A 16,205-nucleotide genomic window follows, 5' to 3' on the forward strand; every position below is an offset into this window, starting at 1 on the left:
TGGTGTGCGCGCCATGGCATTAAATATGGCCAATGCTATTCATAGTGCCCCCGCCCAAAAAGAATACCAAGACATGGTTGAGTTATACACCATGGCGGTAAATCCACGTTTGAAAACCAAGATGTATTCAAGTTCGTGTTATTTACCTGTGCCACAGCTAAGTAAAGCTATCGCCCACAGTGTCGCTAAATGTTTATGTGACCGAGTAGATTTTCCTCGTTTGATCAATACCATGCATGACAAAGGTGCACGGGTATTTATTGAAATGGGACCGGGTCGTTCATTGTGTAGCTGGACTGATAAAATTTTAGACTTTGGTGTTCAAGAAGTTGATGCCAGGCGTAAACCCCGCGTTGCTGTACCAGTAAATGCCAAAGGTACCAGTGACGAGTTAACGTATTTAAGAGCTTTGGCTAAGTTGATCAGCCATGGCGTGACGCTTGATATCAAAACCTTATTTAAAGGCTCGATAATCGTAAATAAAGCTAAAAAAGAATTATAAAACTTTTCGAGGAAAGTATGGAAAATATTGCCGTAGTAGGTATTGCTAATTTATTCCCAGGATCTTCTGCACCAGAAGAATTTTGGCAGCAGTTACTGAAGAAACAAGATTGCCGCAGCAAAGCCACAAAAGAACAAATGGGTGTTGATCCTGCCAAGTACACTGGTAAGAAAGGCGATACCGATAAATTTTACTGTGTGCACGGTGGTTATATTCGTGATTTTGATTTTGATTCAACAGCGTTTGTTCAAAGCAATAATGGCTTAACGGCAGATTATCTAAATCAATTAGATGATTTAAACCAATGGGCGCTTTATGTTACTCAACAAGCATTAACCGATGCCGGTTATTGGGGCAGTGATAAACTTACAGACTGTGGTGTTATTTTAGGAAATTTATCGTTTCCAACTAAGTCATCTAACCACCTATTTATGCCCTTGTATCATCAAGTGGTCGATAACGCCTTAAAAGCGTGTCTTGATAAAGATTTCCAGTTAAGCCACTTTTCTGATACCGACATTGCCCAAAGCAATGTTCATGCGGATAATGCTTTAGTTGCTGGTTACCCGGCAGCACTGCTAGCAAAAGCTGCAGGCTTAGGCGGTACACATTTCGCTCTTGACGCTGCTTGTGCTTCGAGTTGCTATTCAGTAAAACTGGCTTGTGATTATTTACATACGGGCAAGGCTGATATGATGTTAGCTGGCGCGGTTTCTGGCGCTGATCCTATGTTTGTTAATATGGGTTTCTCAATTTTCCAAGCTTATCCGGCAAACAATATTCACGCCCCGTTTGATAAAAATTCACAAGGTTTATTTGCCGGTGAAGGCGCTGGCATGATGGTGCTTAAACGTCATAGTGATGCGGTACGTGATGGTGACAAAATTCACGCTATTATCAAAGGCGGCGCTTTATCTAATGACGGTAAAGGCGAGTTCGTCTTAAGTCCAAATACCAAAGGTCAGGTTTTAGTTTACGAACGTGCCTATGACAATGCCGGTGTTGATCCAAGTGATGTTGATTATATTGAATGTCATGCCACGGGTACTCCCAAAGGTGATAACGTTGAGCTTGCCTCAATGGATACTTTTTTTAGTCGCTTTCCTCGTACCGAAGGAAAGGGCAATGGCAATAAACCGCTACTTGGCTCGGTAAAATCTAACTTAGGTCACTTACTTACCGCTGCAGGCATGCCGGGCATGACCAAGGCGATTTGGGCGCTTAATCAAGCTAAAATTCCTGCGACCATAAACTTAAATGAGCCATTAACTTCGAAAAAAGGCTATTTAGGTGGCGCACAAATGCCGACGGATACTATTGATTGGCCAAGTTCCTCAAAAGGTAAGTCAAATAAAGTAAGCAAGCCAAGAACCGCAGGTGTCAGTGTTTTTGGTTTTGGTGGCTCTAATGCCCATTTAGTTTTACAACAGCCAACACAAACGCTAGCGCCGGTAACTAGTTCTCCTAAAGCACGTGAGCCATTAGCGATTATTGGTATGGATGCGCACTTTGGTGCCGCTAAAGATTTAGCGAGTTTTAACGCGCTTATTCAGAGTAATGGCAATACCTTTAGAGAGTTGCCAGCTAAGCGTTGGAAGGGCATTGAAAAGAACAGCGAAGTGATGAATGCCTTGTCTTTAAGTAAAGCGCCAGTAGGCGGTTATGTTGAAGATTTTGATATTGATTTCCTACGCTTTAAAGTACCGCCAAACGAGCAAGACTGCTTAATTCCACAGCAACTGATGATGATGAAGGTTGCTGATAATGCTGCTAAAGATGCTGGTCTTAAAGAAGGCAGCAATGTTGCAGTATTAGTGGCAATGGGTATTGAATTAGAGCTGCATCAATACCGTGGTCGAGTGAATTTAAGTAAACAAATTGAAGAGAGCTTATTACAACAAGGCGTGACCTTAAGTGATGAACAACGTGAAACGTTAACTAATATTGCCAAAGACGGTGTTGCCCACGCCGCACAGCTAAATCAATATACTTCGTTTATTGGTAATATTATGGCCTCGCGTATTTCGGCGTTATGGGATTTTTCAGGCCCAGCCATTACTTTGTCGGCAGAAGAAAACTCTGTTTATCGCTGTGTTGAATTAGCGGAAAACTTATTCCAAACTTCGGATATCGATGCGGTGATTATTGCTTCAGTTGATTTAGCTGGCTCGATAGAAAACATCACTTTGCGTCAGCACTTCGGAAAGGTAGCTATTGACCAACAAAATTCAAGCAATGTCCTTAATCAAGAGCAATGGTCAGTAGGCGAGGGCGCGGCTGCTTTTGTTATTATTCCTGAGTCAAAAGTACCAGAATCAAAAGTTGGAGAGCGCAGCGTCTATGCCACTATCGACAGCGTTAGTTTTGTCAACGGTTGTGATGAACAGGCTATTATTAAAGCGGCTAATAAATCATTAGCACTTGCAGGACTTAGCGCTGCAGATATTAGCCAAGTTGAAGCCCATGCCAGTGGCTTTATTGACGAGAATGCTGCAGAGCAGCAAGCACTACCAAAACTATATGCAGGTAAAGCTATTAGCTCTGTTAAAAGCAACATCGGTCATACCTTTAATGCCTCAGGTGTTGCCAGTATAGTCAAATCTGCTTTAGTTTTAGATGCGCAATCAACAACTAAATCTCATATTGCCCGTTCTCATATAGCTATAAGCGGTTTAGGCAAAGATGAAAGTTGTGCACATCTGATACTTTCTTCAAGTAAACAAGCACATCAAGCCGCTCCCGCACCCCTCTCTACAGCAACACGAAAGCAACGCCCTAAGTTAATAAAAACCATTACTTTAGGTGGCAAAGCGATTTTTGATGACATTATCGAAAAAGTGCAATCAGCTGAAATGGCAGGTATTAAACAAGCATTTGCCAAACAGCCATTAGCGAATGTTAAGCAAGGGGTTAACTTAAATAATTTACAGCCTAAGTTGTTAGCTACATCAGCAGTGACCGTACAGGACTCAGCGCCCAAATTAGTTAATACCGCTCAGCAAGCTAACCAATCTATTCAAGCCAAAAAACGATCAACCGTCGTTACTGGAGTACAAGTGAAAAAGACTACTACTAATACCCAAAGTAAAAGGCAAGTACGTACTGATGTTAAACATCAAGCAAGTAAAGAAATTTTCCAAGAATCTGCCACCCATCAAGCCTTTTTGACCACTCGTCAGGTAGCAGGTCAGCAGATTTCTAAACTGATAGAAATGCAAGCCAAGGTTAGTTCTGGCCTACCTGCGTATGCTGCAACACCTCAGTCAGTAAAACCTATAGCTCATACACCTAAGCTTTCGGTTGTTAGCTCAAATGCACAAACGGATGATTTAGTTGAGGCAAATAAATACTGGGCTGAACAGTCCGGTTTTAAAATCAAAGGCCCTGCAGGTTACAGCTATCCACCACTGCAACTGAAAGAACAATTTAGCCAACCTGAAAATATAATTTGGGATACCGCTGATTTAGTTGAATTTGCTGAAGGTGATATCGCTAAAGTATTTGGTGATGAATATAAAATCATCGATAGCTACTCACGTCGAGTACGATTACCGACCACAGATTATTTATTGGTATCACGTGTTACTGAGCTTGAAGCAACAGTAAACGAATATAAAAAATCATACATGTGCACCGAATATGATATTCCTGTTGATGCACCATTTTTAATTGATGGTCAAATTCCATGGTCAGTCTCGGTTGAATCAGGCCAATGTGATTTATTATTAATTTCTTATATTGGTATTGATTTTCAAGCTAAAGGTGACCGTGTTTATCGTTTACTTGATTGTCAGTTAACTTTCCTTGAAGAAATGGCCTTTGGCGGCGAAACGCTGCGTTATGAAATTCACATTGATTCATACGCCCGTAATGGCGAGCAATTATTATTCTTCTTCCACTACGACTGTTATGTCGGTGATAAAAAAGTCCTAATCATGCGTAACGGTTGTGCGGGCTTCTTTACTGACGACGAATTAAAAGACGGTAAAGGTGTTATTCATAACGACAAAGACAAAGCTGAATTTGCCAATGCGGTTAAAAGCTCATTTACACCTTTATTAAATCGTCCGCGTGATCAATACGATTACAATGACATGATGAAGTTAGTCAATGGTGATGTGGCGGGCTGTTTTGGCAGTGATTATGATCAACAAGGTCGTAACCCATCAATCAAGTTCTCATCAGAAAAATTCTTAATGATTGAACGTATCATTAATGTTGATGCTAACGGCGGTCATTGGGGCTTAGGCGTAGTTGAAGGTCAGAAAGACTTAGATCCAGAACATTGGTACTTCCCTTGTCACTTTAAAGGTGATGAAGTGATGGCAGGCTCATTAATGAGTGAAGGTTGTGGTCAAATGGCGATGTTCTTTATGTTGTCACTAGGCATGCACGCCAATATGAATAATGCTCGCTTCCAGCCTATGCCAGGTGAGTCGCAAACGGTTCGTTGTCGTGGTCAAGTTCAGCCGCAGCATAATACTTTGACTTACCGTATGGAAGTTACTGAAATGGGCATGCAGCCATACCCATATCTTAAAGCTAATATAGATATTCTTTTAGATGGCAAAGTGGTGGTTGATTTTAAAAACTTGGCGATGATGATCACCGAACAAGATGATAATTCTCCTTACCCTGTTACCTTGCCTGAAAACGTAGCTTTAGTGAGTAAAGTTGCAGCTCAAGTTGTTGTTAATGAAGCTGATAGCGCAGTTATCAATAGTATTGCTACTGCTAGTGTTGAAAGCGTCGAGCTTGATGAACGTGGCATTAACCCGTTCAAACATATTGAACGTCCATTAATGAAAGTTATGTCTGACTTTAGCGCGCCAAAAGAAAAGGGTGTAACCCCTATTCAGCATTTTGAAGCACCTATGGTCGCTGGACAAAACCGCGTGCCGAATACCGCGCCGTTTACCCCATGGCATATGTTTGAATTTGCTACTGGCAATATCTCAAAATGTTTTGGTCCTGACTTTGACGTTTATAAAGGCCGTATACCTCCGCGCACGCCATGTGGTGATTTACAAGTAGTAACGCAAGTGGTTGAAGTACAAGGCACACGTTTAGATTTGAAAAAACCATCAAGCTGTATTGCTGAGTATTATGTACCGGAAGATGCTTGGTACTTTACTAAAAACAGCGTTGATAACTGGATGCCATATTCTCTGATCATGGAGATTGCTTTACAACCGAACGGCTTTATCTCTGGTTATATGGGCACTACCTTAGTTTATCCTGAAAAAGATTTATTTTTCCGTAACCTAGATGGTAGTGGTGACTTGCTCAAACAAGTTGATTTACGCGGTAAAACTATCGTCAATAAATCAGTATTGGTAAGCACTACCATGGCTGGCGGTATGATCATTCAAAGCTTCACCTTTGAGCTTTATGTCAAAGATGACAACCAAGCAGCACAAGCACTTGATAGCCATGATTTATTTTATAAAGGCACGGCAGTATTTGGTTACTTTGGCGCTGATGCATTAACTAACCAGTTAGGCATAGATAACGGTAAAGTCACTTATCCTTGGTTTGTTGATAACAATACGCCGAAATCAGACATTGAAGTGATTGACTTAAGCGATACCGGATTAGCCTTATATAAAGCACCAGTGAGCAAACCGCATTATAAACTTGCCGGCGGTCAAATGAACTTTATCGATACCGTTTCTATTGTCGAAGGTGGCGGTAAAGCAGGTGTCGCTTATGTTCATGGTGAACGTACCATCGATGCCACTGATTGGTTCTTCCGTTACCACTTCCATCAAGATCCGGTAATGCCAGGCTCATTAGGTGTGGAAGCGATTATTGAATTAATGCAAACCTATGCATTGAAAAATGATTTAGGTAAAGGCTTTACTAACCCAAGGTTCATTGCACCAGCAACTTTAGTTAAATGGAAATACCGTGGCCAAATTACGCCATTAAATAAACAAATGTCACTTGATGTGCATATTACTGATATCGTGAAATCGGATGGCGAAGTGCGTTTAGTGGGCGATGCCAATTTATCGAAAGATGGTTTAAGAATATACGAAGTGAAAGATATTGTATTATCTATCATCGAAGCTTAGCTAACAGCTAATCTCATTGCCATTTGGCACTGTAGCAGCATCAGAAATACTCATTGGTAGGCACCAATTCCGTGTTTCTTCTTCGCTACAGCACCAACTGGCTTCGAGTTTAACTATTAGAATTAATACCTTTATTTAGTCAGTAAAATAGATCTTACAAAAATAAGAACAAGTAAGGTAATTAGGAACAAATATGTCGAATTTAAGTTTTAATAATAACAATGCCATTGATTGGGCATGGAAAGTTGATGCTACAAACGTTAAAAGCAACAGTGCTGAAATTAAATCTGCTTTAATGGATTTATCAAAGCCAGTATATGTAGCAAAATCTAGCAATGAAGTTGGCGTAGCAAATGCCACCTCACCCTCAGGCGTAACAGATGTTTTAGCCTTTGCACAAAAGCTAAATCCTGAAGATTTAGGTGATGATGCTTATAAAAAACAGCACGGCGTTAAATACGCCTACCATGGCGGTGCTATGGCAAATGGTATTGCCTCGGTTGAACTAGTAGTTGCCCTTGGTAAAGCTGGATTTTTATGTTCATTTGGTGCAGCGGGTTTAGTACCTGATGCCGTTGAAGATGCTATTCGCCGTATTCAAGCAGAACTACCTAACGGTCCTTACGCAGTAAACCTTATTCATGCTCCTGCAGAAGAAGCATTAGAGCGTGGCGCGGTTGAGCGCTTTTTAAAGCTTGGTGTTAAAACTGTTGAGGCTTCAGCATATTTGGGTTTGACCGAGCATATTGTTTGGTATCGTCTTGCGGGTTTAAGTAAAAATGCTGATGGTAGTGTTCATATTGGCAATAAGGTGATTGCCAAAGTTTCACGTACCGAAGTAGGGCGCCGCTTTATGGAGCCGGCACCACAAAAGTTAATTGATAAATTACTTGCTCAAGGTAAAGTTACTCAAGAGCAAGCTGAGCTTTCAAAACTTGTGCCTATGGCTGATGATATTACTGCCGAGGCAGACTCTGGTGGCCATACCGACAATCGTCCCTTCTTAACGTTATTACCAACCATCATAGCGCTGCGTGATGAAGTGCAAGCACAATATAACTTTAGCCCAGCATTACGTGTTGGTGCAGGTGGTGGTATTGGAACGCCTGAAGCCGCATTAGCGGCCTTTAATATGGGTTCAGCCTACATAGTGCTTGGCTCTGTTAACCAAGCCTGTGTTGAAGCTGGCGCGTCAGAATATACCCGTGAATTATTATCAAAAGTAGAAATGGCCGACGTGACTATGGCGCCTGCAGCTGATATGTTCGAAATGGGCGTTAAATTACAAGTGGTTAAACGTGGCTCAATGTTCGCTATGCGTGCGAAAAAGTTATACGAGTTATATGTCAATTATGACTCTATTGAAGATATTCCTGCAGCAGAGCGTTTAAAAATAGAGAAACAAATATTCCGTTCAAACTTAGATGAAGTTTGGGCTGGCACTGAATCATTTTTCCAAGAGCGTGATCCAGATATGTTAGCGCGTGCACAATCTAGCCCTAAACGTAAAATGGCCTTAATTTTCCGTTGGTACTTAGGTTTGAGTTCGCGTTGGTCTAATACCGGTGAAAAAGGCCGTGAAATGGATTATCAAATTTGGGCAGGTCCAAGTTTAGGTGCATTTAATAGCTGGGTAAAAGGTACATACCTTGAAGATTACACTCGTCGTGGCGCAGTAGATGTTGCTTTGCATATGCTTAAAGGTGCAGCTTACTTACAACGCGTAAACCAGTTGAAGTTACAGGGTGTTAGTTTAACTACTGAGCTAGCAAGTTATCGTAGCGAAGATTAGTTGAATGTTTAAGTGCTAAGGGAATAGATATGAGCCAATGTATTGAAATTGCCGTGTTTGAGGTTGCTAAAAGCAACCTTGAGCGTCTGCTTGAAGTCAGTGAAATATTATTTGCTGAAATTAATGCAGAGCAAAAGAACATTCTTGCCCATCAAATATCAACGAAAATTGACCTCTCTGAAGGTACAGCAAATAAAAACGCTGAAGGTCAAGCAGATGGAATAGAGCAAGAAGGTAGCGCAGAAAATACCCCTGAGCTTACTGAGGTTTGTTGGCACTTAACTTGGGCAAATGCTCAAGCAGTACAGGCAAGTAAGAGTAGGTGGCCAACTTACCCAAGTTCAGCTGAAATAGAGCGTTTAGTAGGTAAAAAACTATATTACGGCCACTTTGCTGCTGTGGCAGAAAAGTAATAGTTCTGGCATCTACATAATCACTTTGCTAGTAATAATAAAGCCACTTAGTTTACTTCTGTAGAGATAGTAATTAAGTGGCTTTTTCAACTATTCAATTTAAGCGATTTAAGTTAAAGCTTTTATTTAAGAGGCCTAACTTAAGTGTTTACGAAATAATCTTCGAGTAACTCGCCCTATCAATATCAACCACTTCAACTGAGGTTGAACAGCCTTTTAGATTTAGTGTTGCAAGACTTTCCAGTACTAATCTTGACAGCATAAGTTTTTGCTCAGTATTTCGACCGGAAAGTATTCTCAACGAGACATGAATAAAATCCGCTTGTGAAGACGCGCTTTGTAAAGCCCCTGTTTGATAATGAGTGAAAGGTAATACGCGTACTTTAATATCACTACCATCTTGCTCAAAAAGTGAAGATTCAAGGCTGGCGTTAAAAACTAAAGGGATTAAGGCATTGCTATCTATTTTTGATGAATGCTCAATTATACAATGAGGCATCTATTTCTCCGTTAGTTATTGCTGTTAGTAAAGACTGTGAATTAAGGACGTTGTTAAATGTCATTACCTAGTGCTTTTTTCGATTTTAAAGTCATTTTATATAAATAACTGGTCACAATAGTAAAAAATACAATGCCAACAAAGTCCGCTGACAAGTCAATTAAATCAAAGCTTCTATTGGGAATAAAGTACTGACTGAACTCTTCAATAATGACAAAACTAGACACCAATATTGTGCCCAAAAATAATTTCATTGAATAAAACTGGAATGCTTTAAACCTAAAGGCTAGATTTGTCGCTAGTGTTAATAGGCCAAATAAACAAAAGTGGCCTAATTTATCGCCGTAAGGAATACTGGCGACGAATTGGAAAAACACGCTGTTTTGTCCGGTATTTGCTAAATAGATAACCCAAAGAATAAAGCAGAAGAAAGCGACTGCACCAAGGGGAATAAGTGTCTTTAAAATGTGGTTCATATAACTTGCTTCATAGGTAGATTACATTTAGGTAGATGACTTTATAGGTAAGAGCTGAGCTATTTACGCTAGCATTAAGCGTAATTAACTTGGTACTTAACTTGGATAAAGTCATTAGGGAAGGTAACGGAATCAGCGTTTTCTAGCATAATACCCTGGTTCAACTTTCCAAATAAAGGTATGCCATCGCCCAGTAGTATTGGGGCTCTAGTAATGGTCATTTCATTAATAAGCTTTAAGTTAATAAATGAGGTGATAGTTGCGCCGCCATCAATGTAGGCATGTTTTAGCCCTTGCGCTGATAGCTTATTTACTAAGGTTTCAATATCTCCTGCGTACATTTCAACTTTACCAGCTAAATTTGTCGGCGGCTCGGTTAGTGAATTACTCAAGGCATAAATCTTAATATCACCATAGGGCCATTGCTCAGCTGAAAGATCAAAGCTGGAAATCACTTCCATACACTTACGACCCATGATCATGCAATCAATGGAGTTGATAAATTTAGCAAAGCCCATGTCAGGATTTATACTCATGTCAGCATCTTTTTTACCTGCACTATGTAACCAATCAACGCCGCCATCAGGGCTTGCTATATAACCATCAGCACTTGTTGCTATATAGACTGAACATTTCATAAAACTTACTTCTCTTAGTCATTGTTACCTTCTTCCCTAAAGAAGCCATCAGCACCGGCTAGCTTCTCTTTGAGGGGGGGGATAAATAAAGTTACTTAGTCTGCGGTAAACTATGAGATAATTGAGTTCGAAATCACATACCACATGGCGCATTATGAAACTTTTAGTTCGTAACCTTTCCCGTTCAACCACTGAACAAGAAATCCGTATTTTATTTTCTGAACATGGCTCAGTTAATGAATGTAACTTAGTTTTAGATCAAGCAACAGCTAAATCAAAAGGCTTTGCCTTTGTAGAAATGCCTAATGAAAAGGAAGCAGCAGCGGCACTGTCTGCTTTACATGAAAGCAGAGTTGCCAATAATAAAATTAGAGTTAAAATCGCTCAAAGCTAGAGCTCAAATATCAAGCTCAATTCTAAAGTACAACCCAAGCCAGCATTAAGTTAATGCTGGCTTTTTTGTGCGACTACCCTCAAACACAATCACAGGCAAATCCATACAACCATAATCGATACCAAACTGACTTAACACACAGGTTAATTGTCCTCGGTGATGCGCTTGATGGTTAAAGAGATGTTGTGTTACGTCAGCTACTGCTTTGCTTATCGAGTCACCTTCAGTGGTGGTATAGGTAATATATTTGTCACAATCATCATCGGTTAAATTTTGACAATAACGCACTATTAATTCATCAAGCCGCGCTCTTAACAAAGCAATGTCGGCCAAATTATTCTGATAAATATCGTAGGGTGATTTAGGGGAGGGGAAAGCAGATAAATCTTGCAATGAAAGTTCGGCTATTTTATTAGCCGCTAAACGTCCTATTAAAATCAGATCACCAAAAAGGATGTGATTCCAATAGCTGATGATATTTGGAAAAAATGAATGGGTTTCTTTTACGAGAACATCAGCGGATAAACGCTGACAATGCACCATTAATTGAATGTTCATGCGCTGGTTATACAACGACATCATGCTGAAATTTTTAACTAAACTCAATTGACACTCCTTAGTAATATAAGCAATTATTTAACTACATGGGTGGATAATATCACCCATGTTTCAACCTGATTGTTAAACCGTTTCGGGTAATGTGAGGCTCAAGTTCTAGCTGTAAGCAAAGACTTGTTAGTCAGCAGTTCGATTAGCAGCTGACTCCTCATTTGATAGACTGTTAACAAGCAATAACCATGTATTGGACTGCAAGTATTATCTAGTGATCAACTACACAGAGGATATTCAACCGACATGGCTATTTTTTCAATACCATGTGATGGAGTCCACTTTTTAAATTCAACAAAGCCATGTTTCTTGTATAAATTTATTGCGGGTATATTTACCACCGCAGTTTCCACAATGGCTTTTGAAAAATCAGTTATGCCTAGCACATAGCTTATTAATTTACTTGCGATACCTTTCTTAAAATAATTTGGGTTAACAGTTAAACTATTAATATCTAGGTGTTTATCTTCTATAACAATCTCTATAATTGCCGCGAGGCAATCATTCTCACTAAAACCATAAAAAAGTGTTGTTGAATTTTCTATATCTTTAGCGCTTCGCAACAATGGCGGAAAAACAACAGCACCGATAAGTTCAGCTTCAATTTTATAAGAATTTTGAAAAAGGGTGAAAATTTTATTAGCAACGTCTTCATTCGAATTATTAAGTTTTTTTATCATATTAGGGTTTGTTGACCTTTCGAGGTTACTTTTACAGCAACAGGTTTGATATTTAGGCAAGGCAGAGCATGTGAAGTGTAGCTGGCTACATGAACATACGATAACGCAGTATAAATTTCAAACAAGTGCTGCCCTTTGGGTTCATTTAAAATGAACTTACCCATTGTTGCTCGCTTTTTTAATAGAATGACTATGATACAAAGCTCGCGCCGCGATTAAGCCCGTTTTAAATTGAATAAATTTTAACCCTGAAAGATAAACAGACCCTAGCCTAAGCTAAAAATTTACATCACTCCCTAGCACCCTGTTTATTTGGAACTAAAAAGGGAACTACAAAGTTCGTTTTAGTGACTTGTTACCAAACAGTGGAGGACAAAAGTTCAATATGTTCCGTATAGCCATTTTCACTAAAATTACTTGAATGGCAATTCATAAAGCCATGTAAGTATTTAACTTGTTTAATTTTGACATTATCTTTGCTAACAAGGCTATTTTGTAACTCCATAACATCAAAATGAGGTTCACTGGCCGGGAAAACCAAGTCTATCTTAAAGCGTGGTTCTATTAGTGTGAAGTTTCTGATTTGTGCGCCGTAATAGCATACAGCTTGTTTAATAGTATTATTGCTATTACTTTGTGACAGCCTCCAAATAGCTGCAGCACCGACACTAAAACCTATTAGCGTTACTTGATGCTCAAGTGACTCTACCACCTTTGATAAAATAGCAAGGTAGCTATCAAGGCCAACATTTTTAATAAAATATGAGTAGGCATCGGCTTCATTTTGAAAGCCCATAACTTGACCTTCGTATGGGTCAACAATGGTACTGGCTCCTAGTTTATTCGCAATTGCTAAAAAAGCAGGAGTGACACCAAAAATATCTGAAACTAAAATTATGCTCATAAAACTCTTTGTCAGTTAGTACTAAAATAAGCGGAAAATTACTGTCTAGCTAAGTTGTGCAAGACCGGAGTAAAACAAGCCGCTGTAAGTTTACGTTTGAAGTTGTTGTCGTTTGATGAACTTTTAATTTTTCCGACTAACTAAATATCCTTCACCCTTACTAATAGTTAAATCAACGACTATTGGTTTGCCGCCAAAACCATGCTTGTTACATTTAGCTCTAACGACTACCTTAGATATTTCTGCGGGTATTTTGATTTTACACCGACTGCGAGTAAATGGTTGCTCATTATCGTGAGGGTGACCAAGTGATCTGTATCCGAGTTGATTACCCGCTAAGTCGAGAACCTCCCACCTATCGGCGTAATGTTCCCAGCCTTGGTCATTGTGTCTAATTGAAGTATCAAAACACCAATTACCACTAGACCGTTGAGTAGCGACAACATGGGTAACCTGTGCAAATTCAATCGAGGTCGAATAAGTGTCTATGTCAAACTTTGATGCAAATACTGATGATGCAAACATCGATAATATTAGTAGTAGTCTCATGTGATCCTCGTTTAATTGTCTTGTTATTTTGCACTATATTTAAAGCCAATTAAACACCTTATGTACCAAAACTCACTGGGCATAGGGGGATTTTATGACAGTATAGCCATTGGTTAGTTTATTCGGACATTACAAAATTACCATAGAGTTTATTTTGCATAGGTCGTTTAACTAAATAAATAGCGCCATTACCCCTCATTTCTTTAATTTTACTAAAGGGAATATATTCGGGTAGTAGCATAAAATAATCATCATTACTTAAATCACCATACTGAATGCTATTTACCACTGAATATTGCCATTGATAGAAAACCCTTCCATAAACTATGGCTACGTTATCATCACTAACACGTACAATTTTAGCTAATTTATATTTGTTTTTTCGTTGTAATTTATCACTGAGTGATCTGAAGTCTAAAAAATAAATATCATTAACTTGAGGGGATAAAATCAGCACCGTGGTTTCTGTTTGCTCAGCTTTATGAAATACATACTTTTCATATCCAAAATAAGAAATCACCAGTAAAAAGGTCAATAATACGAGTTTATTTAAGGGTTTTGATAACTCTGGTTTGAGTTGTTTTGTCTCTAAGGTATGTAGCACTTTAATTAATCCTTTTAAAGTTTAATGCGTCTAATTCACTGCTAAGTAATCGTTGGCTAAAATTGTGTGGCGAAGCGAAACGCAGCCAACTGTTGCCTGTCCGGTCTTAATGCGCTTGTTATGCAGCCTTTATACAAATGCATAGATTAGGAAAAAGCCAAAGCATATCGCTAGAACACCACCGATACGAGCAAATGGTTCCACTAATGAGAATGCCCATGATATTAAACGTTTAAAATTATTGCGACCTATAATAGTAAAAATTATTGCTGCGAAAATGGCTATCCAGCCAATGACTTCCATTGTTACAGGAAACTTTGAAATACTAGCCTGATATATAAGTAGGGCTCCGAGCAATAGCCGTACTGCAACAGCACCTATATGCAACCAAAGCTTATCAGCATTGTCTCTCAGCATCCTGATTATAATTTCAGGATTAGTAATGAGTGACATTCCAGCTAAAAGCATTAATAGTCCAAAAACAATTATCAATATACTCATAATCTGACCCTAATTTAATAGCTTATATTGCTTTATGTAGTTTAAATAAAAGTATAACCCCATACCAATATATAAGCCTACACCACAAAAGAAACCAAAAGGCTCACTTTCATATGTTGCTGAATAAGATTTAAGTTTGAACTCACCAGTAAAGATATAATAAAAAGCAGATAACCAAAATATAGCTATAAAAATTAAATTTAGATGAACTTTGAATGACTCTTCCCTTACTTTAATAACTTCTATTTCATCAGGATCATTTTCTTTAATTTTTATGAGTTCAAAAACAATTTTATACCTATCAGGGTACGCATCCTTATCGATATGTTTTTCAATATCTAACAATTCAACTAATGTATATTTTGAGAAATCAGGTTGCATCGTACACCTTAACTGGATAGCAATATAAAAAATTAGCGAGGAACGAGCAAAAGCTAGCAGTTTTTTGTCCGTTTAAGTAACTTATAGTTGGACCATTCCATTTATATAACAAAGTAACTTACTCTTATCTTAAGTGGAATATGCTCCTGTTGGTTACGAATATTGAGTAACAAACATTAAATGTTTCTAACAAGACGTTCGAACCAACAGAGCAACTCATTTCAAAACGCATACTCAGGGATTGCCTACCACGACTATCTATAAGACCTGCGAGAAACGAGATTTAAGCACATTCCACCTGTAACTTTACTCGGAGGAGCTGCAAAATGAAAGCACATTACGTTAATGATTTCGCTGCATTAATCGGCATTGATTGGGCAGATACGAAACATGATATTTGTGAACACCCCAACCACACTGAAAAATACCACTACGCCATTATAAACAGTAAACCCGAGGCATTACATGACTGGGCTATGAGCCTTAAACAGCGCTACCCGAACCAACAAATTGCCGTGGCCTGCGAACTAAAGAAAGGTCCTCTCATTTATGCACTAGCCAAATATAACCACCTCACCTTATTTACCATTAATCCTTCATCCGTCGCTAATTACCGTAAAGCTTTTACGCCAAGTAATGCTAAAGATGACCCCTCTGATGCATTAATACAAGTCGAAATACTCACCCTACATATGGACAAACTCACTGTCATTGAACCCGAGTCACCAGCGATGCGTTCACTCACACAGTTGGTTGAATATCGACGGAACTTGGTGCAAGACAGCGTGAATTTATCAAATAAGATAACCGCCACATTAAAGAATTACTACCCGCAAGCACTTGAATGGTTTAAAGAAAAGGACACGTTCATTTTCTGTGATTTTATCAGTAAATGGCCATCACTCGCTCACGCAAAAAGAGCAAAGAAACAAACACTATTAGACTTTTTTAATAGCCATAACTCACATTACGCCCATGTTAATGATACGCGTGTTTTAAGTATTAAGAGTGCCATGCCATTAACCGAAGACACGGGAGTGATAGAGCCAAATCAACTCTTAGTTGGCGTGCTCATTGCACAATTCAAAGTGTTGCTAAAGGGAAGAATCGCTAGATAAAGTGATAAAGCAAGCCTATAAAGCGCAACAGGATAAAGTGATTTTTGATAGCCTTCCTGGTGCAGGGC

At 39.1% G+C, this 16,205-nt stretch carries 15 protein-coding genes and 1 pseudogene; 6 read left to right on the plus strand and 10 right to left on the minus strand.

Annotated elements, in window-relative coordinates; genetic code table 11:
* The 4 genes and pseudogenes from HRT50_RS13160 to HRT50_RS13175 form a co-directional block, all read left to right on the plus strand.
* A pseudogene (locus tag HRT50_RS13160) lies at positions 1-502 on the plus strand (PfaB family protein); the annotation flags it as partial.
* Between the two features lie 17 nt (positions 503-519).
* Complete coding sequence (locus HRT50_RS13165; RefSeq protein ID WP_291615260.1) at positions 520-6,579, plus strand: beta-ketoacyl synthase N-terminal-like domain-containing protein; 6,060 nt, start codon at positions 520-522, stop codon at positions 6,577-6,579.
* A gap of 193 nt (positions 6,580-6,772) precedes the next feature.
* Positions 6,773-8,371: a PfaD family polyunsaturated fatty acid/polyketide biosynthesis protein gene (locus HRT50_RS13170; RefSeq protein ID WP_291615261.1), complete on the plus strand. Its 1,599-nt coding sequence runs from the start codon at positions 6,773-6,775 to the stop codon at positions 8,369-8,371.
* Between the two features lie 29 nt (positions 8,372-8,400).
* Positions 8,401-8,784 carry a hypothetical protein gene (locus tag HRT50_RS13175; RefSeq protein WP_291615262.1) on the plus strand — a complete coding sequence of 128 codons (384 nt, stop codon included), beginning with the start codon at positions 8,401-8,403 and terminating at the stop codon, positions 8,782-8,784.
* A gap of 148 nt (positions 8,785-8,932) precedes the next feature.
* On the opposite strand, the gene HRT50_RS13180 is transcribed toward HRT50_RS13175, so the two are convergent.
* The 3 genes from HRT50_RS13180 to HRT50_RS13190 all read right to left on the minus strand — a co-directional run bounded on the left by HRT50_RS13180 (position 8,933) and on the right by HRT50_RS13190 (position 10,397).
* A complete protein-coding gene (locus HRT50_RS13180; RefSeq protein ID WP_291615263.1) occupies positions 8,933-9,283 on the minus strand; it encodes a 5-carboxymethyl-2-hydroxymuconate isomerase in 351 nt (116 codons plus the stop codon).
* A 53-nt stretch (positions 9,284-9,336) separates the two neighbouring features.
* The gene (locus HRT50_RS13185) at positions 9,337-9,759 is read right to left on the minus strand and encodes a VanZ family protein (protein WP_291615264.1); all 423 of its coding nucleotides are present in this window, start codon (positions 9,757-9,759) and stop codon (positions 9,337-9,339) included.
* A gap of 74 nt (positions 9,760-9,833) precedes the next feature.
* Positions 9,834-10,397, minus strand: a complete 564-nt coding sequence (locus HRT50_RS13190; RefSeq protein WP_291615265.1) for a dihydrofolate reductase family protein — start codon at positions 10,395-10,397, stop codon at positions 9,834-9,836.
* Positions 10,398-10,551: 154 nt separating this feature from the next.
* On the opposite strand from HRT50_RS13190, the gene HRT50_RS13195 reads away from it, so the two are divergent.
* Complete coding sequence (locus tag HRT50_RS13195) at positions 10,552-10,791, plus strand: RNA-binding protein (protein ID WP_291615266.1); 240 nt, start codon at positions 10,552-10,554, stop codon at positions 10,789-10,791.
* A gap of 45 nt (positions 10,792-10,836) precedes the next feature.
* Here HRT50_RS13195 and HRT50_RS13200 read toward each other — a convergent pair whose 3' ends face one another.
* The 7 genes from HRT50_RS13200 to HRT50_RS13230 all read right to left on the minus strand — a co-directional run bounded on the left by HRT50_RS13200 (position 10,837) and on the right by HRT50_RS13230 (position 15,019).
* Positions 10,837-11,397: a DinB family protein gene (locus tag HRT50_RS13200; protein WP_291615267.1), complete on the minus strand. Its 561-nt coding sequence runs from the start codon at positions 11,395-11,397 to the stop codon at positions 10,837-10,839.
* 221 nt (positions 11,398-11,618) lie between these two features.
* The gene (locus tag HRT50_RS13205) at positions 11,619-12,080 is read right to left on the minus strand and encodes a GNAT family N-acetyltransferase (RefSeq protein WP_291615268.1); all 462 of its coding nucleotides are present in this window, start codon (positions 12,078-12,080) and stop codon (positions 11,619-11,621) included.
* 355 nt (positions 12,081-12,435) lie between these two features.
* Complete coding sequence (locus HRT50_RS13210) at positions 12,436-12,984, minus strand: dienelactone hydrolase family protein (protein WP_291615269.1); 549 nt, start codon at positions 12,982-12,984, stop codon at positions 12,436-12,438.
* A gap of 123 nt (positions 12,985-13,107) precedes the next feature.
* Positions 13,108-13,533: a hypothetical protein gene (locus HRT50_RS13215; protein WP_291615270.1), complete on the minus strand. Its 426-nt coding sequence runs from the start codon at positions 13,531-13,533 to the stop codon at positions 13,108-13,110.
* 118 nt (positions 13,534-13,651) lie between these two features.
* Positions 13,652-14,137 (minus strand): hypothetical protein, encoded by a 486-nt coding sequence (locus HRT50_RS13220; RefSeq protein WP_291615271.1) that lies wholly within the window; start codon positions 14,135-14,137, stop codon positions 13,652-13,654.
* A gap of 129 nt (positions 14,138-14,266) precedes the next feature.
* Positions 14,267-14,638, minus strand: a complete 372-nt coding sequence (locus tag HRT50_RS13225) for a hypothetical protein (protein ID WP_291615272.1) — start codon at positions 14,636-14,638, stop codon at positions 14,267-14,269.
* A 9-nt stretch (positions 14,639-14,647) separates the two neighbouring features.
* Entirely contained in the window at positions 14,648-15,019 is a 372-nt protein-coding gene (locus tag HRT50_RS13230; protein WP_291615273.1) for a hypothetical protein, read from the minus strand.
* Positions 15,020-15,345: 326 nt separating this feature from the next.
* Between HRT50_RS13230 and HRT50_RS13235 the strand changes: the two genes are divergently transcribed.
* Entirely contained in the window at positions 15,346-16,137 is a 792-nt protein-coding gene (locus tag HRT50_RS13235) for a transposase (protein WP_291615274.1), read from the plus strand.
* Positions 16,138-16,205: the final 68 nt, after the last annotated feature.

Origin of the sequence: Colwellia sp. (assembly GCF_013215345.1) — a bacterium.
Classification (GTDB): Bacteria; Pseudomonadota; Gammaproteobacteria; order Enterobacterales; family Alteromonadaceae; genus Colwellia.